Origin of the sequence: Streptomyces eurythermus (genome assembly GCF_014649115.1) — a bacterium.
Lineage (GTDB): Bacteria > Actinomycetota > Actinomycetes > Streptomycetales > Streptomycetaceae > Streptomyces > Streptomyces eurythermus.
The window spans coordinates 1-15,556 of record NZ_BMSK01000004.1 but is presented as its reverse complement, the minus strand read 5'-3'; the positions used below and the strand labels follow the sequence as shown (position 1 = coordinate 15,556).

The window sequence follows — 15,556 nt, the reverse complement described above, 5'->3', positions numbered from 1 at the left end:
TGCCGGGCCCTCCCGACAGCGCAGCCGTGGCGGCCGAGCCCTCCGCGACCGGTCTGCCTGCGGCCGCCCGCAGGCAGACCTGGCCCAGCACTTCCCGGCCCGGCCCCACCTGGCCCTGGCCGCCCCGATTCAGCCCTCGTCGTGTGTGTCCGCCGCCTCGACCTCTTCCCGGGTGATGCCGAGGAGGTAGAGGACCGTGTCCAGGAAGGGGAAGTTCACCGCGGTGTGCGCCGCCTCCCGTACCACCGGCTTGGCGTTGAAGGCCACGCCCAGCCCCGCCGCGTTCAGCATGTCCAGGTCGTTGGCGCCGTCGCCGATCGCCACCGTCTGCGACAGCGGCACCCCGGCCTCCGCGGCGAACCGGCGCAGCAGCCGCGCCTTGCCCGCCCGGTCCACGATCTCGCCGACGACCCGGCCGGTCAGCTTGCCGTCGACGATCTCCAGCGTGTTGGCCTGCGCGAAGTCCAGACCCAGCCGCTCCTTGAGATCGTCGGTGACCTGGGTGAAGCCGCCGGAGACGACCCCCACCTGGTAGCCGAGCCGCTTCAGGGTGCGGATCAGGGTGCGCGCGCCCGGCGTCAGCCGGACCTGCTCGCGCACCTTCTCCACCACCGACGCGTCCAGCCCCTTCAGCAGCGCCACGCGCGCGTGCAGCGACTGTTCGAAGTCCAGCTCCCCGCGCATCGCCGCGGCCGTCACCTCGGCGACCTGGTCCTCACAGCCGGCGTGCGCGGCGAACAGCTCGATGACCTCGTCCTGGATCAGGGTCGAGTCCACGTCCATGACCACCAGCCGCTGGGCCCGCCGGTGCAGGCCCGCCGAGACCACGGCGATGTCGACACCCAGTGCCGCGGCGTCGGAGGCCAGGGCCGTGCGCAGCGGCCCGGTCTCCACGCCGGAGACGGCGAACTCCACCGCCGTCACCGGGTACTTGGCGAGCCGGAAGATACGGTCGATGTTGCCGCCGGCCTTCGCGATCCGGGCGGCGATCGCGGCCGTCGACTCGGCGGTGAGCGGATGGCCCAGCACGGTCACCAGGGAGCGCCCGAGGCCGCGCGGACGGTTGTCGCCGTGTCCGGAGATGATCTCCGCCTGCATCTTCATCGACTCGGCCCAGCTGTGCACGGTGGCCCGCAGGTCTCCCTCCAGACCGGCCGGCGGCTGGGTCACCAGGGCGCACAGCACCAGCCGGCCCCGGGTGACGACCTGCTCGATGTCGACGACGTCGACGAGGTAGGCGGCGAGGGTGTCGAAGAGACCCGCGGTGATGCCCGGCTGGTCCTTGCCGAAGATCTTGACAAGGAGGGTGGGGGCCTCGGAGGTCTGCGAAGCTGAGGTCTGCGAAGCGCTCATGGTGTCACCACCGTATCCGGCACCCAGTGCCTCGCGCCGCCGAGGTCCGCCTGACGGACACGGAACAATGGCCGACGCCCCGGTGTCGGGGACCTTGCGGCCGGCCGGCGCGCCGCGCGGCCCCGGACACCGCCCGGCCCCCCGTCCCGAGCGTGCCACGCCGGCCCGCGAACGGCGATCCGCGGCCCGGCCGCGGCAGCCCCTCTCGTCGCGGGCTTCCCACCCGTCACGCGAAAGCGTCCGCCCCGCTGGCGCCCCTCGCGGCGATTGCCACCGTCCGGCCCGGTTTCACCCCCGTCACCAGGGCGAAGTGGACCGCGCCCGGGACCGCTCGGCAAGGCCCGGGTTTCGGTCAGGGGGCCGCGCCTGGAATAGTTCCCCACGATGTTCGACATCCCTAGACTCCCCGCCACGGGGGCAATTCGGGGGACAACTCAGTGGGGCATGGAGTGCCGGAACTCGTACTGGAATCAAACGGACGGACCTGGACGCTCGATCCGTCCAGGCCTTACACCCTCGGCCGTGATCCGCAGGGTGACATCGTCTTCGACGACGCCAGGGTCTCCTGGCGGCACGCCACGGTCAGCTTCAACGGCCACAGCTGGGTCGTCGAGGACCACGGCAGCACCAACGGCACGTACGCGCGCGGTCAGCGCGTCCAGTACACGGAGATAGCCCCCGGCTCGTCGCTGCACCTCGGCAACGCGACCGACGGCCCGCGGGTGGACTTCTCGGCGACCGCCGTACCGGTCGGCGGCCCGGCCCACGAGCCGCAGCCGCAGTCGTACTCCCAGCCGCAGCCGCAGGCGGCCGCACCGTACGCGCCCCAGAACCCGGCCGCCTCCGACTGGGCCCAGCAGGCCGTACCCCAGCAGGCGCCCGCCCACCACGAAGCCGTACCCCAGCAGGCCATGCCTCAGCAGGGCGTACCCCACCAGGCCCCGGCCCACCAGCAGGCCCCGCACGCGGGCTGGCAGCAGGCCGGGCCCGCCGAGCAGTACGCGCAGAAGACGCCCGGTGGTGGCGCGGGGGCGCCGCCGGTCTACGGCGACCGCAGCCCGACCACGTTCCACGAGTTCGCGCTCGGCCGCGTGATGCGCATCGGCCGTGCCCTGGAGAACGACCTGGTCGTCTCCGACCTCCAGGTCTCCCGCCACCACGCCGAGTTCCACGCCACGCCCGACGGCCGCTTCGAGATCCGCGACCTCGGCTCCCACAACGGCACCTACGTCAACGGCCAGCCGATCCCCAAGGGCGGCTCCGTACAGCTGGGACCGGCCGACATCGTCGGCGTCGGCCACTCCGCCTTCCGGATCGTCGGCGACCGCCTCGAGGAGTTCGTCGACACCGGCGAGGTCTCCTTCTCGGCCCGCCACCTGACCGTCACGGTCGACGGCGGCAAGCAGATCCTCAAGGACGTCTCCTTCGGCGTCCCCGAGAAGTCGCTGATCGCCGTGATCGGCCCGTCCGGCTCCGGCAAGTCCACCCTGCTCAAGGCGCTCACCGGCTACCGGCCCGCCAACCAGGGCGAGGTGCTGTACGACAACCGGAACCTGTACAAGCAGTTCGCCGAGCTGCGCCAGCGCATCGGCCTGGTGCCGCAGGACGACATCCTGCACCGCGAGCTGACCGTGAAGAAGGCCCTGAAGTACGCGGCCAAGCTGCGCTTCCCCGCCGACACCACGGCGAAGGAGCGCGACGCCCGCATCGACGAGGTGCTGCGTGAGCTGAAGCTCGACGTCCACAAGGACAAGAAGGTCACCTCGCTCTCCGGCGGCCAGCGCAAGCGCGTCTCGGTCGCCCTGGAGCTGCTCACCAAGCCGTCGCTGATCTTCCTCGACGAGCCGACCTCCGGCCTCGACCCGGGCATGGACCGGGACGTCATGCAGCTGCTGCGCGGCCTCGCCGACGACGGCCGTACGGTCCTCGTCGTCACCCACTCGGTGGCCGAGCTGGCCTTGTGCGACAAGCTCCTGGTGATGGCCCCGGGCGGCGCGGTCGCCTACTTCGGCCCGCCCGAGGAGGCGCTGAACTTCTTCGGCTACGACAGCTGGGCCGATGTCTTCTCCGCCTTCGAGAACTACCGCGACTACGACTGGGCGGGCCGCTGGAAGGGCTCGCAGCACTACCAGATGTACGCGGCGGAGATCGACGCCGTCGCCCCGCAGACCGGCCCCATACCCCTGCCGCAGGCGCTGAGGCCGCCCAAGCCGCAGAGCTGGGGCTCGCAGCTGACGACCCTGGTCCGGCGCTATGTCTCGGTCATCGCCTCCGACAAGGGCTTCCTGGCGCTGACGGTGCTGCTGCCGGCGGTCATCGGCGCGGTCAGCCTGCTGATCCAGCCCGACCGCGGACTGCTGCCCAACCCGGTCAACCCCAAGACCCACCTGCCCGCCCCGAACGGCACCGCCACCACCGTCCTGCTGATCCTCGCCGTCGGCGCGTGCTTCGCGGGCGCCGCGAACTCGGTCCGAGAGCTGATCAAGGAGCGGGTGATCTACGAGCGGGAGCGCGCGACCGGCCTGTCCCGCTCGGCGTACCTGATGTCCAAGGTGGTCGTGCTCGGCGCCGTCACCATGTTCCAGGGCCTGCTGGTCGGCGTCATCGGCTTCACCAGCCGCGAGATCCCCGGCGAGGGACTGGTGCTCGGCGGCTCCACCCTGGTCGAGCTGTGCCTGCCGATCATGGCGCTGGGCTTCACCTCGATGATGGTCGGCCTGGTGATCTCCTCGCTGGTGAGGACCGCCGAGAAGACCATGCCGCTGCTGGTGATGTTCGCGATCGTCCAGGTCGTCTTCACCGGCTGCCTGTTCACCCTGCACGGCACGCTCGGCGTGAACGAGTTCTCGTACCTGATGCCGTCCCGCTGGGCGGTGGCCGCGGCCGGCACCACGCTGGACTTCAACAGCATCGCCCCGAACACCGACGACCCGGGCAGCACCGACCCGCTGTGGGACCACGCCGCCTCGGCCTGGGGCCTGGACATGCTCGCGCTGCTCGCGCTCGGCGCGGTCTGCGGCTTCTTCGTCTCCCGCTTCCTGCGCCGCCACGAGCCGGAGGTCATGCGCAAGTAACCGGGCCTCGTACGCACACGCCCGCGTGACGCCGAAGGGCGGCGCCCCGTGACAGGGGTGCCGCCCTTCGGCGTTGCGTCGCTGAGGTCCCGCGCCAGGGCCTCAGTACGCGCTGTTGACGTTGTCGATCGAGCCGTACCGGTGGGCCGCGTAGTTGGCGGCGGCGGTGATGTTGGCGACCGGGTCGTAGATGTTCCAGGACGTGCCGGGGACGTGGTAGGCGTTGAAGGTCGGCGGGATGACCTGGAGCAGGCCCTTCGACGGGATGCCGTTGACGGCGTTGATGTCCCAGTTGTTGATGGCGAGGGGGTTGCCGGAGGACTCCCGCATGATGTTGCGGTGCAGGCCGCTGTAGCTGCCCGGGATGCCCTTGGTCTTCATGATCGACAGGGCCTGCCGGATCCAGCCGTCGAGGTTGTTGGTGTACGTCTTGGCGGCGACCGGCTCGATGTCCAGACGCTGGGTGGAGCGGGTGGCGGCCTGGACGGCGGAGTGCTGCCGCGCGGCCTTGCGGGCGGCGGCCTGCTTCTGCGCGGCGACCTTGCCGGCCTGGGCGGCGGCAGCGGCGTCCGCGGCCTTCTTCCGCGCCGCGAGGGTGTCCAGCTTGACGTTGTCGGCGGCGAGCCGGCCGGTGACGGAGCCCTTGACGTTCTTCAGCACGGTGCCGGAGGAGACCTGCGCGGTCGTGGCCGGGGCGCCCGTGGTGACGGTGCCGTCGTGGCCGAGGGTGGCCGAGAGGGCGAGGGCGGCGGTGCCGAACGCGGCGACACCCGCGACGGCGGCGATCCTGCGCTGCTTCGTCAGCGGACGACTATGAGCACGGTTGAGCATGTTCTTGGGCATGGCTGATGGACCTCTTCGATAGCGCGGAGGTCGCTCCTGCGTCCGCCGGGGGAATCGGCTCCTCCCGCACGAACGCCGCGGTGGGAACCCGCGGCGCTGAGCGACGAGGCAATTCTTAGCGGGCGCAAAATGCCCAGGCAAAGGTGCCCAATACGATGCCGGGTAGTGGATCAGGGAAGGGCAAAATAGGACAGACGGGACCGTCGATCCCGTTCATGCGGGCGGGTGCCTCTCCTATGCTCCTTCGTACGTGATGTAGGCCCTATGCGCGGGCTCACATGGAATATCAGCCGCCCTCACAGCCGGTTGCCGTCGCAACGCTCAGCGTGAGGCTCCTCATCCCCAGGTATGAGACGGCCGCCAGGGCCTAGGACCAGGGGACCAGGCCCCGCCGTCACCGGCCCGATCCGCGGTGTCGGACCCCGCCGGTACCGTGAGGACATGAGTCAAGGCCCCCGGTCCGGCCTCGCCGCGGTCAGCTCCGCGCTGCTGGCCATGAGCAGGCATCTGGAGGTGCGCGACGTCCTCAAGACGATCGTCGCCTCCGCCCGCGAACTGCTCGACGCCCAGTACGCCGCCCTCGGCGTCCCCGACGACCACGGGGGCTTCGCCCAGTTCGTCGTCGACGGTGTCAGCGAGGAGCAGTGGCGTGCCATCGGCCCGCTCCCGCGCCAGCACGGCATCCTCGCCGCGATGCTGCACGAGGCGAAGGCCGAGCGCCTCGCCGACGTGCGCAAGGACCCCCGCTTCGAGGGCTGGCCGGACGCCCACCCCGACATGGCCGACTTCCTGGGCCTGCCGATCAGGGACGGCGAGGAGATCATCGGGGCGCTCTTCCTCGCGAACAAACGCTGCCCCAAGCCGGAGGGAAGCTGCGGCTTCACCCAGGACGACGAGGAACTGCTCTCCATCCTCGCCCAGCACGCCGCCATCGCCCTCACCAACGCCCGGCTCTACGAGCGCAGCCGCGAACTGACCATCGCCGAGGAACGCTCCCGCCTCGCCCACGAACTGCACGACGCGGTGAGCCAGAAGCTGTTCTCGCTCCGCCTGACCGCCCAGGCCGCCGCGGCGCTCGTCGACCGCGACCCCGCCCGCGCCAAGGGTGAGCTGCACCAGGTGGCCTCGCTCGCCGCCGAGGCCGCCGACGAACTGCGCGCCGCCGTCGTGGAGCTGCGGCCCGCCGCGCTGGAGGAGGACGGCCTGGTCGCCACCCTGCGCACCCAGATACAGGTCCTCGACCGCGCCCACACCGCCCGCGTCACCTTCACCGGTGCCGGCCTGCGCGCCCTGCCCGCGGCCCAGGAGGAGGCCATGCTCCGGGTCGCCCAGGAGGCCCTGCACAACGCCCTGCGGCACTCCGGCGCGGCACACGTGGACGTGAGCGTGCAGCGGCGCGGCTGCGGCGCCGTCCTGCGCGTCGCCGACGACGGCAGCGGCTTCGACCCCACGGCGGTCCGCCGCGCCGGACGCCACCTCGGCCTGGTCTCCATGCGGGACCGGGCCGGCGGGGTCGGCGGCTCGCTGACCGTGGAATCGGCGCCCGGCAAGGGCACCACGATCGAGATGGAGGTCCCCGGTGGGTGAACCGGTCAAGGTGCTGCTGGTCGACGACCACCAGGTCGTCCGCCGGGGCCTGCGCACCTTCCTGGAGGTGCAGGACGACATAGAGGTCGTCGGCGAGGCCGCCGACGGCGCCGAGGGAGTCGCCCGCGCCGAGGAGCTGCGGCCCGACATCGTCCTCATGGACATCAAGATGCCGGGCATGGACGGCATCGACGCGCTGCGCAGACTGCGCGAACTCGGCAACCCCGCGCGCGTGCTGATCGTCACGAGCTTCACCGAGCAGCGCACCGTCGTCCCGGCCCTGCGCGCGGGCGCCGCCGGGTACGTCTACAAGGACGTGGACCCCGACGCCCTCGCCGGCGCGATCCGCTCCGTGCACGCCGGGCACGTCCTGCTCCAGCCGGAGGTCGCCGACGCCCTGCTCGCCCGGGAGGAGGCGGGCGGCGGACAGGGCAGGGGAGGCTCGCTCACCGAGCGGGAGCGCGAGGTGCTCGGCCTGATCGCGGACGGCCGCTCCAACCGGGAGATAGCCCGCGCCCTCGTCCTGTCCGAGAAGACCGTCAAGACGCACGTCTCCAACATCCTGATGAAGCTCGACCTCGCCGACCGCACCCAGGCCGCGCTGTGGGCCGTACGCCACGGTGTCGCCGGCTGACCCGGCCAGGCAACACGGAGCGTCACGGACCGGACTGAGATTCATACCGTAGTGGGAATGTCACCCGGACGGCGCATCCTCCGGCGATCTCCGCCGTTCTCCAGTGCGTGCCGCGGTGATCGCCGCGGTGGACACCCAGGAGGGGCAGACAGTGAAGAACCTGAAGAAGGCAGCGGCCGTGACGATGGTGGCGGGTGGCCTGGTGGCCGCCGGCGCGGGGCTCGCCTCCGCCGAGAGCGGCGCCGCCGGCCAGGCCGCCGGGTCGCCGGGTGCCGTCTCGGGCAACGTCGCCCAGGTGCCGGTGCACGTCCCGGTGAACGCGGTCGGCAACAGCGTGAACGTCATCGGCGTGCTGAACCCGGCCTTCGGCAACCTCGGCGTCAACAGCTGACCCGCAACCGGACAGCACCCCAGGCCTCCCGGCCCCACCGGGAGGCCTCGCCGGTTCCTCCTCCGAACACCGAGGCAGGCCCCGCCACCCGCAGTCGAGCCTTCGTGGGCGATGACGGCGTGGAGCGCTCCCGCTCTGTCGTAACGGCGCTCCGGCGACCGGTCACCGCCCCCCGCGCTGCCGTTCCTCCGTAGGCACGCCCCGGCGGTCGGCCACGGCGTGCCGCGCTCGGCCTTCTTCGCAGCCGCGTCCCCGTGTCCTCGCCTCCGGCGTCCGCCTGCTGCCGATGCCACCGCGCTCGTTGGTCGACCGGCCCCGCCGGCCGCCCCCTTCACGGCCCGCAGTCGAGCTCCCGGCGGCCGGTCACGGCGCCCCGCGCTGCCGTTCCTCCGTAGCCACGCCCCGGCGGTCGGTCACGGCGTGCCACGCTCGGGCTTCTTCGCAGCCGCGTCCCCGTGTCCTCGCCTCCGGCGTCCGCCTGCCGCCGATCCCGCCGCGCTCGTTGGTCGACCGGCCCCCCCGGCCGCCCTTTCACGGCCCTCCGCCGAGCGCCCGGCGGCCGGTCACGGTGCCCCGCGCTCCCGTTCCTCCGTAGCCACGCCCCGGCAGTCGGTCACGGCGTGCCACGCTCCCCCTTCTCCGCAGCCGTGTCCCCGCCCCGGCATCCGCCCGCCACCGAGCCCGCCGGGCGACCGGCCCCGCCGCCCCGCGCTCCCGTTCCTCCGTACCCGCGCCTTCGCGCCCTCGTCCCCGGCATCCGCCCGCCACCGAGGCCGCCGCGTCCGCCGGGCGATCGACCCCGCCGGCCGATCCCTTACGGGCCCCCGCCGCCACCCGCAGCCGAGCCCCCGCAGCCGAGCCCCCGCAGCCGAGCCCCCGCAGGCGGTCACGGCGTCCTGCGCTGCCGTTCTTCCGTACCCGCGCCCCGGTGGTCGGTCATGGCGTGCCATGCTCCGGCTTGTTCGCAGCCGTGTCCCCGCGTTCCCGTGTCCCCGGCATCCGCCCGCCACCGAGGCCGCCGCGCCTGCCGGGCGACAGGCCCCGCCGACCGCCGGCCGTCCTCCTCGCGGCCAGCCGTCGCCCGTAGCCGAGGTCCGCAGGCGGTCATCGCGCTCCGCGCCCACGCCCCCGTCCGTCACCGTCGCCCCGCGACCGGTCACCGCGCCCCGCGCTCCCGCTCCTCCACATACGCGTTGTACGCCGCCACCTGGGCCCGCCGTGCCGTTCGCTCCACCGGGCGGAGGGCCTCGGTCCGGGCCCGCATCTCGGCGGAGCTGACCGCGCCACCGTGCCCGTTGCCGTACGCCAGGGACACCAGCAGGCCCACCCGCTGCGCCAGCTCCAGCACCCGCACCGCGCGCGGGGGATAGCCCGGTGCCAGTACCTCCCGGCCCCGCTCGGCCCGCGCCCGGTACGCGTCGATCGCCGCCTCCGCCACCGGCCCCGACCCGGCGACGTCCAGCTTCGACAGCACCTCGGTCGCCTCCCGCAGCGCCTCCGCCAGCTCCCGCTCGGCCTCACCGAGCGACGGCACGTCGGCCGGCGGCGCCTCGCGCACCGGCAGCACCCGCCAGACCACCTCGGCGTGCACATCGCCCTCGGGCCCGGCCTCGTACGCCTCCGGCACCAGCCCGAACGCGGCACCGTGACAGACCACCGCCTCCCCGGCCTCCAGCGCCCGCGTGTTGAACTCCGGCGGGCCGCTCAGCCCCAGCGGATGCCCCGGCGCCGGCAGCGCCACCCGCAGCCCGGTCACGCCCAGCGCGCGCAGCCGCCCCAGCGCGAGCGTCAGCCCGACCGGCGCCGCCTCACCGGGCAGCCCGTCCACCCGGTGCACCGTGTCCTCGCCCACGATGGCGAGGACGGCGTCGTCCGGAGAGACAAGTCCGGCCAAAAGGGCATTTCCCCAAGCTGCGAGGCGTCCTGAACGCGGTTCCGAGAGCATGCCCCCACCCTAAGGACCGGACCGATGGAATGGAGCGGGGCACTCGTGGCGTAGATTTCATAAGGGCTGCGCCCGCCGGCGCGAGACCCCGTCACAGGCGTACGCGACAGCCGAGACCGGCCACACTGCAAGGGGAGACAACGCGCTCATGAGCGATGTTCTGGAGCTTCAGGACGTATCCGTGGTCCGCGAGGGCCGGGCTCTGGTGGACCAGGTCTCCTGGTCGGTGAAGGAGGGCGAGCGCTGGGTCATCCTCGGCCCCAACGGCGCCGGCAAGACCACCCTCCTGAACGTCGCCTCCAGCTACCTCTACCCCAGCACGGGCACCGCCACCATCCTCGGCGAGACCCTCGGCAAGCCCGGCACCGACGTCTTCGAGCTGCGCCCCCGCATCGGCATGGCCGGCATGGCCATGGCCGACAAGCTCCCCAAGCGCCAGACCGTCCTGCAGACCGTCCTCACCGCCGCCTACGGCATGACCGCCGGCTGGCAGGAGCAGTACGAGGACGTCGACGAGCAGCGCGCCCGCGCCTTCCTCGACCGCCTCGGCATGAGCGACTACCTGGACCGGAAGTTCGGCACCCTCTCCGAGGGCGAGCGCAAGCGCACCCTGATCGCCCGCGCCCTGATGACCGACCCCGAGCTGCTCCTGCTCGACGAGCCCGCCGCTGGCCTCGACCTCGGCGGCCGCGAGGACCTGGTGCGCCGTCTCGGCCGGCTGGCCCGCGACCCCATCGCCCCCTCGATGATCATGGTCACGCACCACGTCGAGGAGATCGCCCCCGGCTTCACCCACGTCCTCATGATCCGCCAGGGCAAGGTCCTCGCCGCCGGTCCCGTCGAGCTGGAACTGACCTCCCGCAACCTCTCCCTGTGCTTCGGCCTCCCGCTCGTCGTGGAGCAGGTCGGCGACCGCTGGACCGCCCAGGGTCTGCCCCTGTCCTGACCCCGCCGCTCCCCCCTGCGCGCCCTGTCCGCCGCCCGACCGCGGCCCTACCATGACCATGTGAACATCGACGCATGGGTGTGGTGGCTCGTCGGCGCGGCGGCGCTCGGTATCCCGCTCGTGGTCACCGCCATGCCGGAGTTCGGCATGCTCGCGGTGGGAGCCGTCGCGGCGGCGGTCGCCTCCGCCCTCGGCTTCGACGCCGTCGTCCAGGTCCTGGCGTTCGTCGTCGTCTCCGTCGCCCTCATCGCCGTCGTGCGGCCCATCGCCGCCCGGCACAGCGCACAGCGACCCCAACTCGCCACCGGCGTCGAGGCGTTGAAGGGCCGGCAAGCCGTCGTCCTGGAACGGGTCGACGCGTCCGGCGGCCGGATCAAGCTCGCCGGAGAGGTCTGGTCGGCCCGCGCCCTCGACACCGGCCGGACCTACGAGGCGGGCCAGGAGGTGGACGTCGTGGACATCGAAGGGGCCACCGCGATCGTCCTGTGAGGACAACTCACCGGGAACTGCTCACGAGTTGCGCGACGGTCTGACAGACTCGACCAGCAAGATCCTCAACAGACATGAGATCTGCCGAAGGCGCCGAGGCGGAGAAGGGTACGGGGAGCGACGATGGAACCGGTCATCATCGTCCTGATCATCCTGGTGGTGTTGGTCTTCATCGCCCTGATCAAGACGATCCAAGTCATCCCACAGGCCAGCGCCGCCATCGTCGAGCGCTTCGGCCGTTACACACGGACACTGAACGCGGGCCTCAACATCGTGGTCCCGTTCATCGACACCATCCGCAACCGCATCGACCTGCGGGAACAGGTCGTACCGTTCCCGCCGCAGCCGGTGATCACCCAGGACAACCTGGTCGTGAACATCGACACGGTCATCTACTACCAGGTCACCGACGCCCGAGCCGCCACCTACGAGGTCGCCAGCTACATCCAGGCGATCGAGCAGCTCACCGTCACCACCCTGCGCAACATCATCGGCGGCATGGACCTCGAACGGACCCTGACCTCCCGCGAGGAGATCAACGCCGCCCTGCGCGGCGTCCTGGACGAGGCCACCGGCAAGTGGGGCATCCGCGTCAACCGCGTGGAGCTGAAGGCCATCGAACCGCCCACCTCCATCCAGGACTCGATGGAGAAGCAGATGCGCGCCGACCGCGACAAGCGCGCCGCCATCCTCCAGGCGGAAGGTGTCCGGCAGTCGGAGATCCTGCGCGCGGAGGGCGAGAAGCAGTCCCAGATCCTGCGCGCCGAGGGTGAGGCCAAGGCCGCGGCCCTGCGCGCCGAGGGCGAGGCCCAGGCCGTCCGTACGGTCTTCGAGGCCATCCACGCCGGCGACCCGGACCAGAAGCTGCTCTCCTACCAGTACCTCCAGATGCTCCCCAAGATCGCCGAGGGTGACGCCAACAAGCTCTGGATCGTCCCCAGCGAAATCGGCGACGCCCTCAAGGGCCTCTCCGGAGCCGTCGGCAACTTCGGTTCCCTGGGCGGCAGTTCGGGCAGCAGCGGCGGCAACGGCGGTACGGAACGCCGGGAGAAGCCCCCGATCGACTGACCCCCGTACACCCCGCGCCCCCAAGGGGCGCGGGGACCCGCGGCCGCACACCCGGAGCAACCCGGCAGACGCCTAGGCCGCGTCCCTGGAGAGCCAGTCGGGGAGCGCGGCGATCTCCTCCTGCCCCAGCGACAGCAACATCGCGTCGGCCGGCGTGGGTTCGAACGGCTGCCGCAGCAGCGTCATCCCGGCCTCCTCCGGAGTCCGGTTCGCCTTGCGGTGGTTGTCCTCCGCGCACGCGGCCACCGTGTTCAGCCACGTGTCCTGCCCGCCCTGCGCCCGCGGCACCACATGGTCCACGGTCGTGGCCCGGCGCCCGCAGTACGCGCACCGGTGCCGGTCCCGCACCAGCACCCCCCGCCGCGACCACGGGGCTCGTCTTCGGAACGGCACCCGTACATACCGGCACAGCCGGATCACCCGGGGCACGGGGATGTCCACGTCCGCACCGCGCATCCGCAGTTCGGGGTGGGCCTGTTCGACCACGGCCTTGTCCTGGAGCACCAGGACCACGGCTCGGTTCAGGGACACCGTCGACAGCGGCTCGAAACTGGCGTTCAGGACCAACGTGTCACGCATCCAGCCCACCTCCCGTGTGCGCCTGCCCACCCCCCGGCGGGCTTGGATCAACTCTGGACGGGCACGCCGAGATGGACAACGCAATAAAAAGTGCCCGCCTCCGATCACTTCCAAGACCGGAGGCGGGCAAACGTTCAGTGAACGCCGAACTGGATCGCGGTACGGCGCTCAGCCCTCCGCGGAGACCTCGTACTCACCGATCAGCTGGGCGCGCGCGAGCGTGTGGAACCGGAGGTTGAAGCCGACCACGGCCGGCGAGGCGTCCGCGTCCGGACCCAGTTTCTCCTGGTCCACCGCGTACACCGTGAAGACGTACCGGTGCGGGCCGTCCCCGGGCGGCGGCGCGGCACCGCCGAAGTCCTTCGTCCCGTAGTCGTTCCGCGCGTGCACGGCACCCTCGGGCAGCCCCTCGAACTTGCCGCTGCCCGCACCCGCGGGCAGCTCGGTCACCGAGGCCGGGATGTCGAACAGGACCCAGTGCCAGAACCCGCTGCCGGTCGGCGCGTCCGGGTCGTAACACGTCACGGCGAAGCTCTTGGTCTCCGCCGGAAAGCCCTCCCAGCGCAGCTGCGGCGAGGTGTTGCCCTCCGCGTACACCTGGGCGCTTCCCAGCGTGGCACCCTCCCGGACCTCCTCGCTCGTCACCGTGAACGACGGCACGGGCGGATGGAAGTCATGGGGGAGCGGCCGCCGCTTGAGCTCGGTCACCTCGGTACCTCCTGATCGATGATCTGGAACCAGCAGCTCCGAGCCTAGAACCAGTTGCGCTTGCTGCCGACCTCGGACAGCCACTGGTTGAGGTAAGCCGCCCAGTCGGTCCCCTGCCAGTCGTTCAGGCCCACCTGGAAGGACCGGTAGGTGTCCGAGCCCTCGCTGAACAGACCCGGCTTCTTGTCCATCTCCAGCACGACGTCCATCGCGTGCTCGTCCGCCACGAAGCTCAGCTCGACCTGGTTCAGGCCCCGGTACTGCGCCGGCGGGAAGAACTCGATCTCCTGGTAGAACGGCAGCTTCTGCCGCGTACCCCGGATGAGGCCGCGCTCCATGTCCGCGCTCTTGAAGCGGAAGCCCAGCTGGACGAAGGCGTCCAGGATGGCCTTCTGCGCCGGCAGCGGGTGCACGTTGACCGGGTCCAGGTCGCCGGAGTCCACGGCCCGCGCGATCGCCAGCTCGGTGGTCACACCGATGTGCATTCCGTGCAGAGCCTGCCCGTCGATCATGGTGACGGGCGTCTCCCAGGGGATCTCCAGCCCGAACGGCACCGCGTGCACGGCACCCGCCTGGAGCTCGAAGGCACCGCCGAGCCGCACCTTGGTGAACTCGATGTCCTGCTTGTACTCGTGGTCGCCGCTCTCCACCTCGACCTTGGCCTGGAGACCGACGGACAGCCCCTCGATGGCCTGGTTCACCGAACCGCCCTGGATCCGCACCTCACCCTGGACGACACCGCCCGGCACCACGTTGACCTCGGTCAGCACCGTCTCGACCGACGCGCCGCCGGCCCCCAGGCTCGCGAGCAGCTTCTTGAACGCCATGGCACTCCCTTTACGAAAGAATCCTCGACCGGTACGAACGCGATCCGCCCATGACCGGTTCCGCCGGGCCGGTACGCCCTCTGGACTACCCTCGGAGGGCATGATCGCGCCCCCGGACCGTACGCCACTGCCCCGCACCTTCTTCGACCGCCCGGTCCTGGAGGTCGCCCCGGACCTCCTCGGCCGCGTCCTGGTCCGCAGCACCCCCGACGGCCCGATCGCCCTCCGTCTCACCGAGGTGGAGGCATACGACGGCCAGAACGACCCCGGCTCCCACGCCTACCGCGGCCGCACCGCCCGCAACGCCGTGATGTTCGGCCCGCCCGGACACGTCTACGTCTACTTCACCTACGGCATGTGGCACTGCATGAACCTGGTCTGCGGACCCGAGGGCCGGGCGAGCGCGGTGCTGCTGCGCGCCGGCGAGGTGGTGGAGGGCGCCGAGCTGGCCCGCAGGCGACGCCTTTCGGCCCGCAACGACAAGGAACTGGCCAAGGGTCCCGCCCGGCTGGCCACCGCCCTGGGGATCGACCGGGCACTGGACGGCACGGACGCGTGCACCCCGGACGAGACCCCGCTGCGGATACTGACCGGCACACCCGTCCCCTCCGACCAGGTACGCAGCGGCCCCCGCACCGGCGTCTCCGGCGAGGGCGGCGACGGCGACCTCCACCCGTGGCGCTACTGGGTGGCGGACGACCCCACCGTCAGCCCCTACCGGGCCCATGTGCCCAGGCGCCGCCGAGGTTGACTCGACCGGACCAAGTGCGTAATGTATCCCGAGCCGCTGAACCGGGTACGGCGATCGCCTGCAGCCGGAGCGGCCAACCCACTACCTAGCTCAACCCCTTCGACGGGGTCGTTTCGAGCGCGCCCGCGTGCCCGAATTCGAACCCGCGGGACTCGATTATGAGTCCCGGAGGGAATCGGCTAACGTAGTGAATGTCGAAAGGGCGGACGGCGAAAGCCGAAAACCCCGAGACAAACCCCGCCGACCGGGAATCGGAACCGAAAGGATCTGATAGAGTCGGAACCGCCGGAAAGGGAAACGCGAGAGCGGGAACCTGGAAAGCACCGAGGAAATCGGATCGAGAAAAGATCTGATAGAGTCG

Annotated in this window: 14 protein-coding genes; 8 read left to right on the top strand and 6 right to left on the bottom strand. The window is 71.5% G+C overall.

What is annotated here, in order from left to right; genetic code table 11:
- Positions 1-129: 129 nt before the first annotated feature.
- A complete protein-coding gene (gene serB, locus IE251_RS07950) occupies positions 130-1,353 on the bottom strand; it encodes a phosphoserine phosphatase SerB (protein ID WP_189752201.1) in 1,224 nt (407 codons plus the stop codon).
- A 449-nt stretch (positions 1,354-1,802) separates the two neighbouring features.
- Here serB and IE251_RS07945 point away from each other — a divergent pair, with 449 nt between their 5' ends.
- Positions 1,803-4,427, top strand: coding sequence for an FHA domain-containing protein (locus IE251_RS07945; protein WP_189752200.1), 2,625 nt, complete (start codon positions 1,803-1,805; stop codon positions 4,425-4,427).
- Between the two features lie 102 nt (positions 4,428-4,529).
- Here the strand turns inward: IE251_RS07945 and IE251_RS07940 are convergent, their stop codons facing one another.
- Positions 4,530-5,270 (bottom strand): transglycosylase SLT domain-containing protein, encoded by a 741-nt coding sequence (locus tag IE251_RS07940; RefSeq protein ID WP_189752199.1) that lies wholly within the window; start codon positions 5,268-5,270, stop codon positions 4,530-4,532.
- Between the two features lie 441 nt (positions 5,271-5,711).
- On the opposite strand from IE251_RS07940, the gene IE251_RS07935 reads away from it, so the two are divergent.
- The 3 genes from IE251_RS07935 to IE251_RS07925 all read left to right on the top strand — a co-directional run bounded on the left by IE251_RS07935 (position 5,712) and on the right by IE251_RS07925 (position 7,882).
- Positions 5,712-6,857, top strand: a complete 1,146-nt coding sequence (locus tag IE251_RS07935) for a GAF domain-containing sensor histidine kinase (RefSeq protein WP_189752198.1) — start codon at positions 5,712-5,714, stop codon at positions 6,855-6,857.
- Positions 6,850-7,491 (top strand): response regulator, encoded by a 642-nt coding sequence (locus IE251_RS07930; RefSeq protein ID WP_030791061.1) that lies wholly within the window; start codon positions 6,850-6,852, stop codon positions 7,489-7,491. Before IE251_RS07935 ends, IE251_RS07930 begins: the two co-directional genes overlap by 8 nt.
- A gap of 151 nt (positions 7,492-7,642) precedes the next feature.
- Positions 7,643-7,882, top strand: coding sequence for a chaplin (locus IE251_RS07925; RefSeq protein WP_189752576.1), 240 nt, complete (start codon positions 7,643-7,645; stop codon positions 7,880-7,882).
- A 1,156-nt stretch (positions 7,883-9,038) separates the two neighbouring features.
- Here the strand turns inward: IE251_RS07925 and IE251_RS07920 are convergent.
- Positions 9,039-9,827 carry an Rv1486c family protein gene (locus tag IE251_RS07920; RefSeq protein WP_189752197.1) on the bottom strand — a complete coding sequence of 263 codons (789 nt, stop codon included), beginning with the start codon at positions 9,825-9,827 and terminating at the stop codon, positions 9,039-9,041.
- 148 nt (positions 9,828-9,975) lie between these two features.
- Between IE251_RS07920 and IE251_RS07915 the strand changes: the two genes are divergently transcribed.
- The 3 genes from IE251_RS07915 to IE251_RS07905 all read left to right on the top strand — a co-directional run bounded on the left by IE251_RS07915 (position 9,976) and on the right by IE251_RS07905 (position 12,330).
- On the top strand, positions 9,976-10,773 hold the full coding sequence (locus IE251_RS07915) for an ABC transporter ATP-binding protein (RefSeq protein ID WP_189752196.1): 798 nt from the start codon (positions 9,976-9,978) through the stop codon (positions 10,771-10,773).
- Between the two features lie 60 nt (positions 10,774-10,833).
- Positions 10,834-11,262: an NfeD family protein gene (locus IE251_RS07910; RefSeq protein ID WP_189752195.1), complete on the top strand. Its 429-nt coding sequence runs from the start codon at positions 10,834-10,836 to the stop codon at positions 11,260-11,262.
- Between the two features lie 123 nt (positions 11,263-11,385).
- Positions 11,386-12,330 (top strand): SPFH domain-containing protein, encoded by a 945-nt coding sequence (locus IE251_RS07905; RefSeq protein WP_189752194.1) that lies wholly within the window; start codon positions 11,386-11,388, stop codon positions 12,328-12,330.
- Between the two features lie 72 nt (positions 12,331-12,402).
- Here IE251_RS07905 and IE251_RS07900 read toward each other — a convergent pair whose 3' ends face one another.
- The 3 genes from IE251_RS07900 to IE251_RS07890 form a co-directional block, all read right to left on the bottom strand.
- Positions 12,403-12,909 (bottom strand): HNH endonuclease, encoded by a 507-nt coding sequence (locus IE251_RS07900; protein WP_189752193.1) that lies wholly within the window; start codon positions 12,907-12,909, stop codon positions 12,403-12,405.
- Positions 12,910-13,077: 168 nt separating this feature from the next.
- Positions 13,078-13,617, bottom strand: a complete 540-nt coding sequence (locus IE251_RS07895; RefSeq protein ID WP_189752192.1) for a YbhB/YbcL family Raf kinase inhibitor-like protein — start codon at positions 13,615-13,617, stop codon at positions 13,078-13,080.
- 44 nt (positions 13,618-13,661) lie between these two features.
- Positions 13,662-14,444: a sporulation protein gene (locus IE251_RS07890; RefSeq protein ID WP_189752191.1), complete on the bottom strand. Its 783-nt coding sequence runs from the start codon at positions 14,442-14,444 to the stop codon at positions 13,662-13,664.
- A 100-nt stretch (positions 14,445-14,544) separates the two neighbouring features.
- On the opposite strand from IE251_RS07890, the gene IE251_RS07885 reads away from it, so the two are divergent.
- Positions 14,545-15,195, top strand: coding sequence for a DNA-3-methyladenine glycosylase (locus IE251_RS07885; protein WP_189752190.1), 651 nt, complete (start codon positions 14,545-14,547; stop codon positions 15,193-15,195).
- The last annotated feature ends 361 nt before the right edge of the window (positions 15,196-15,556 follow it).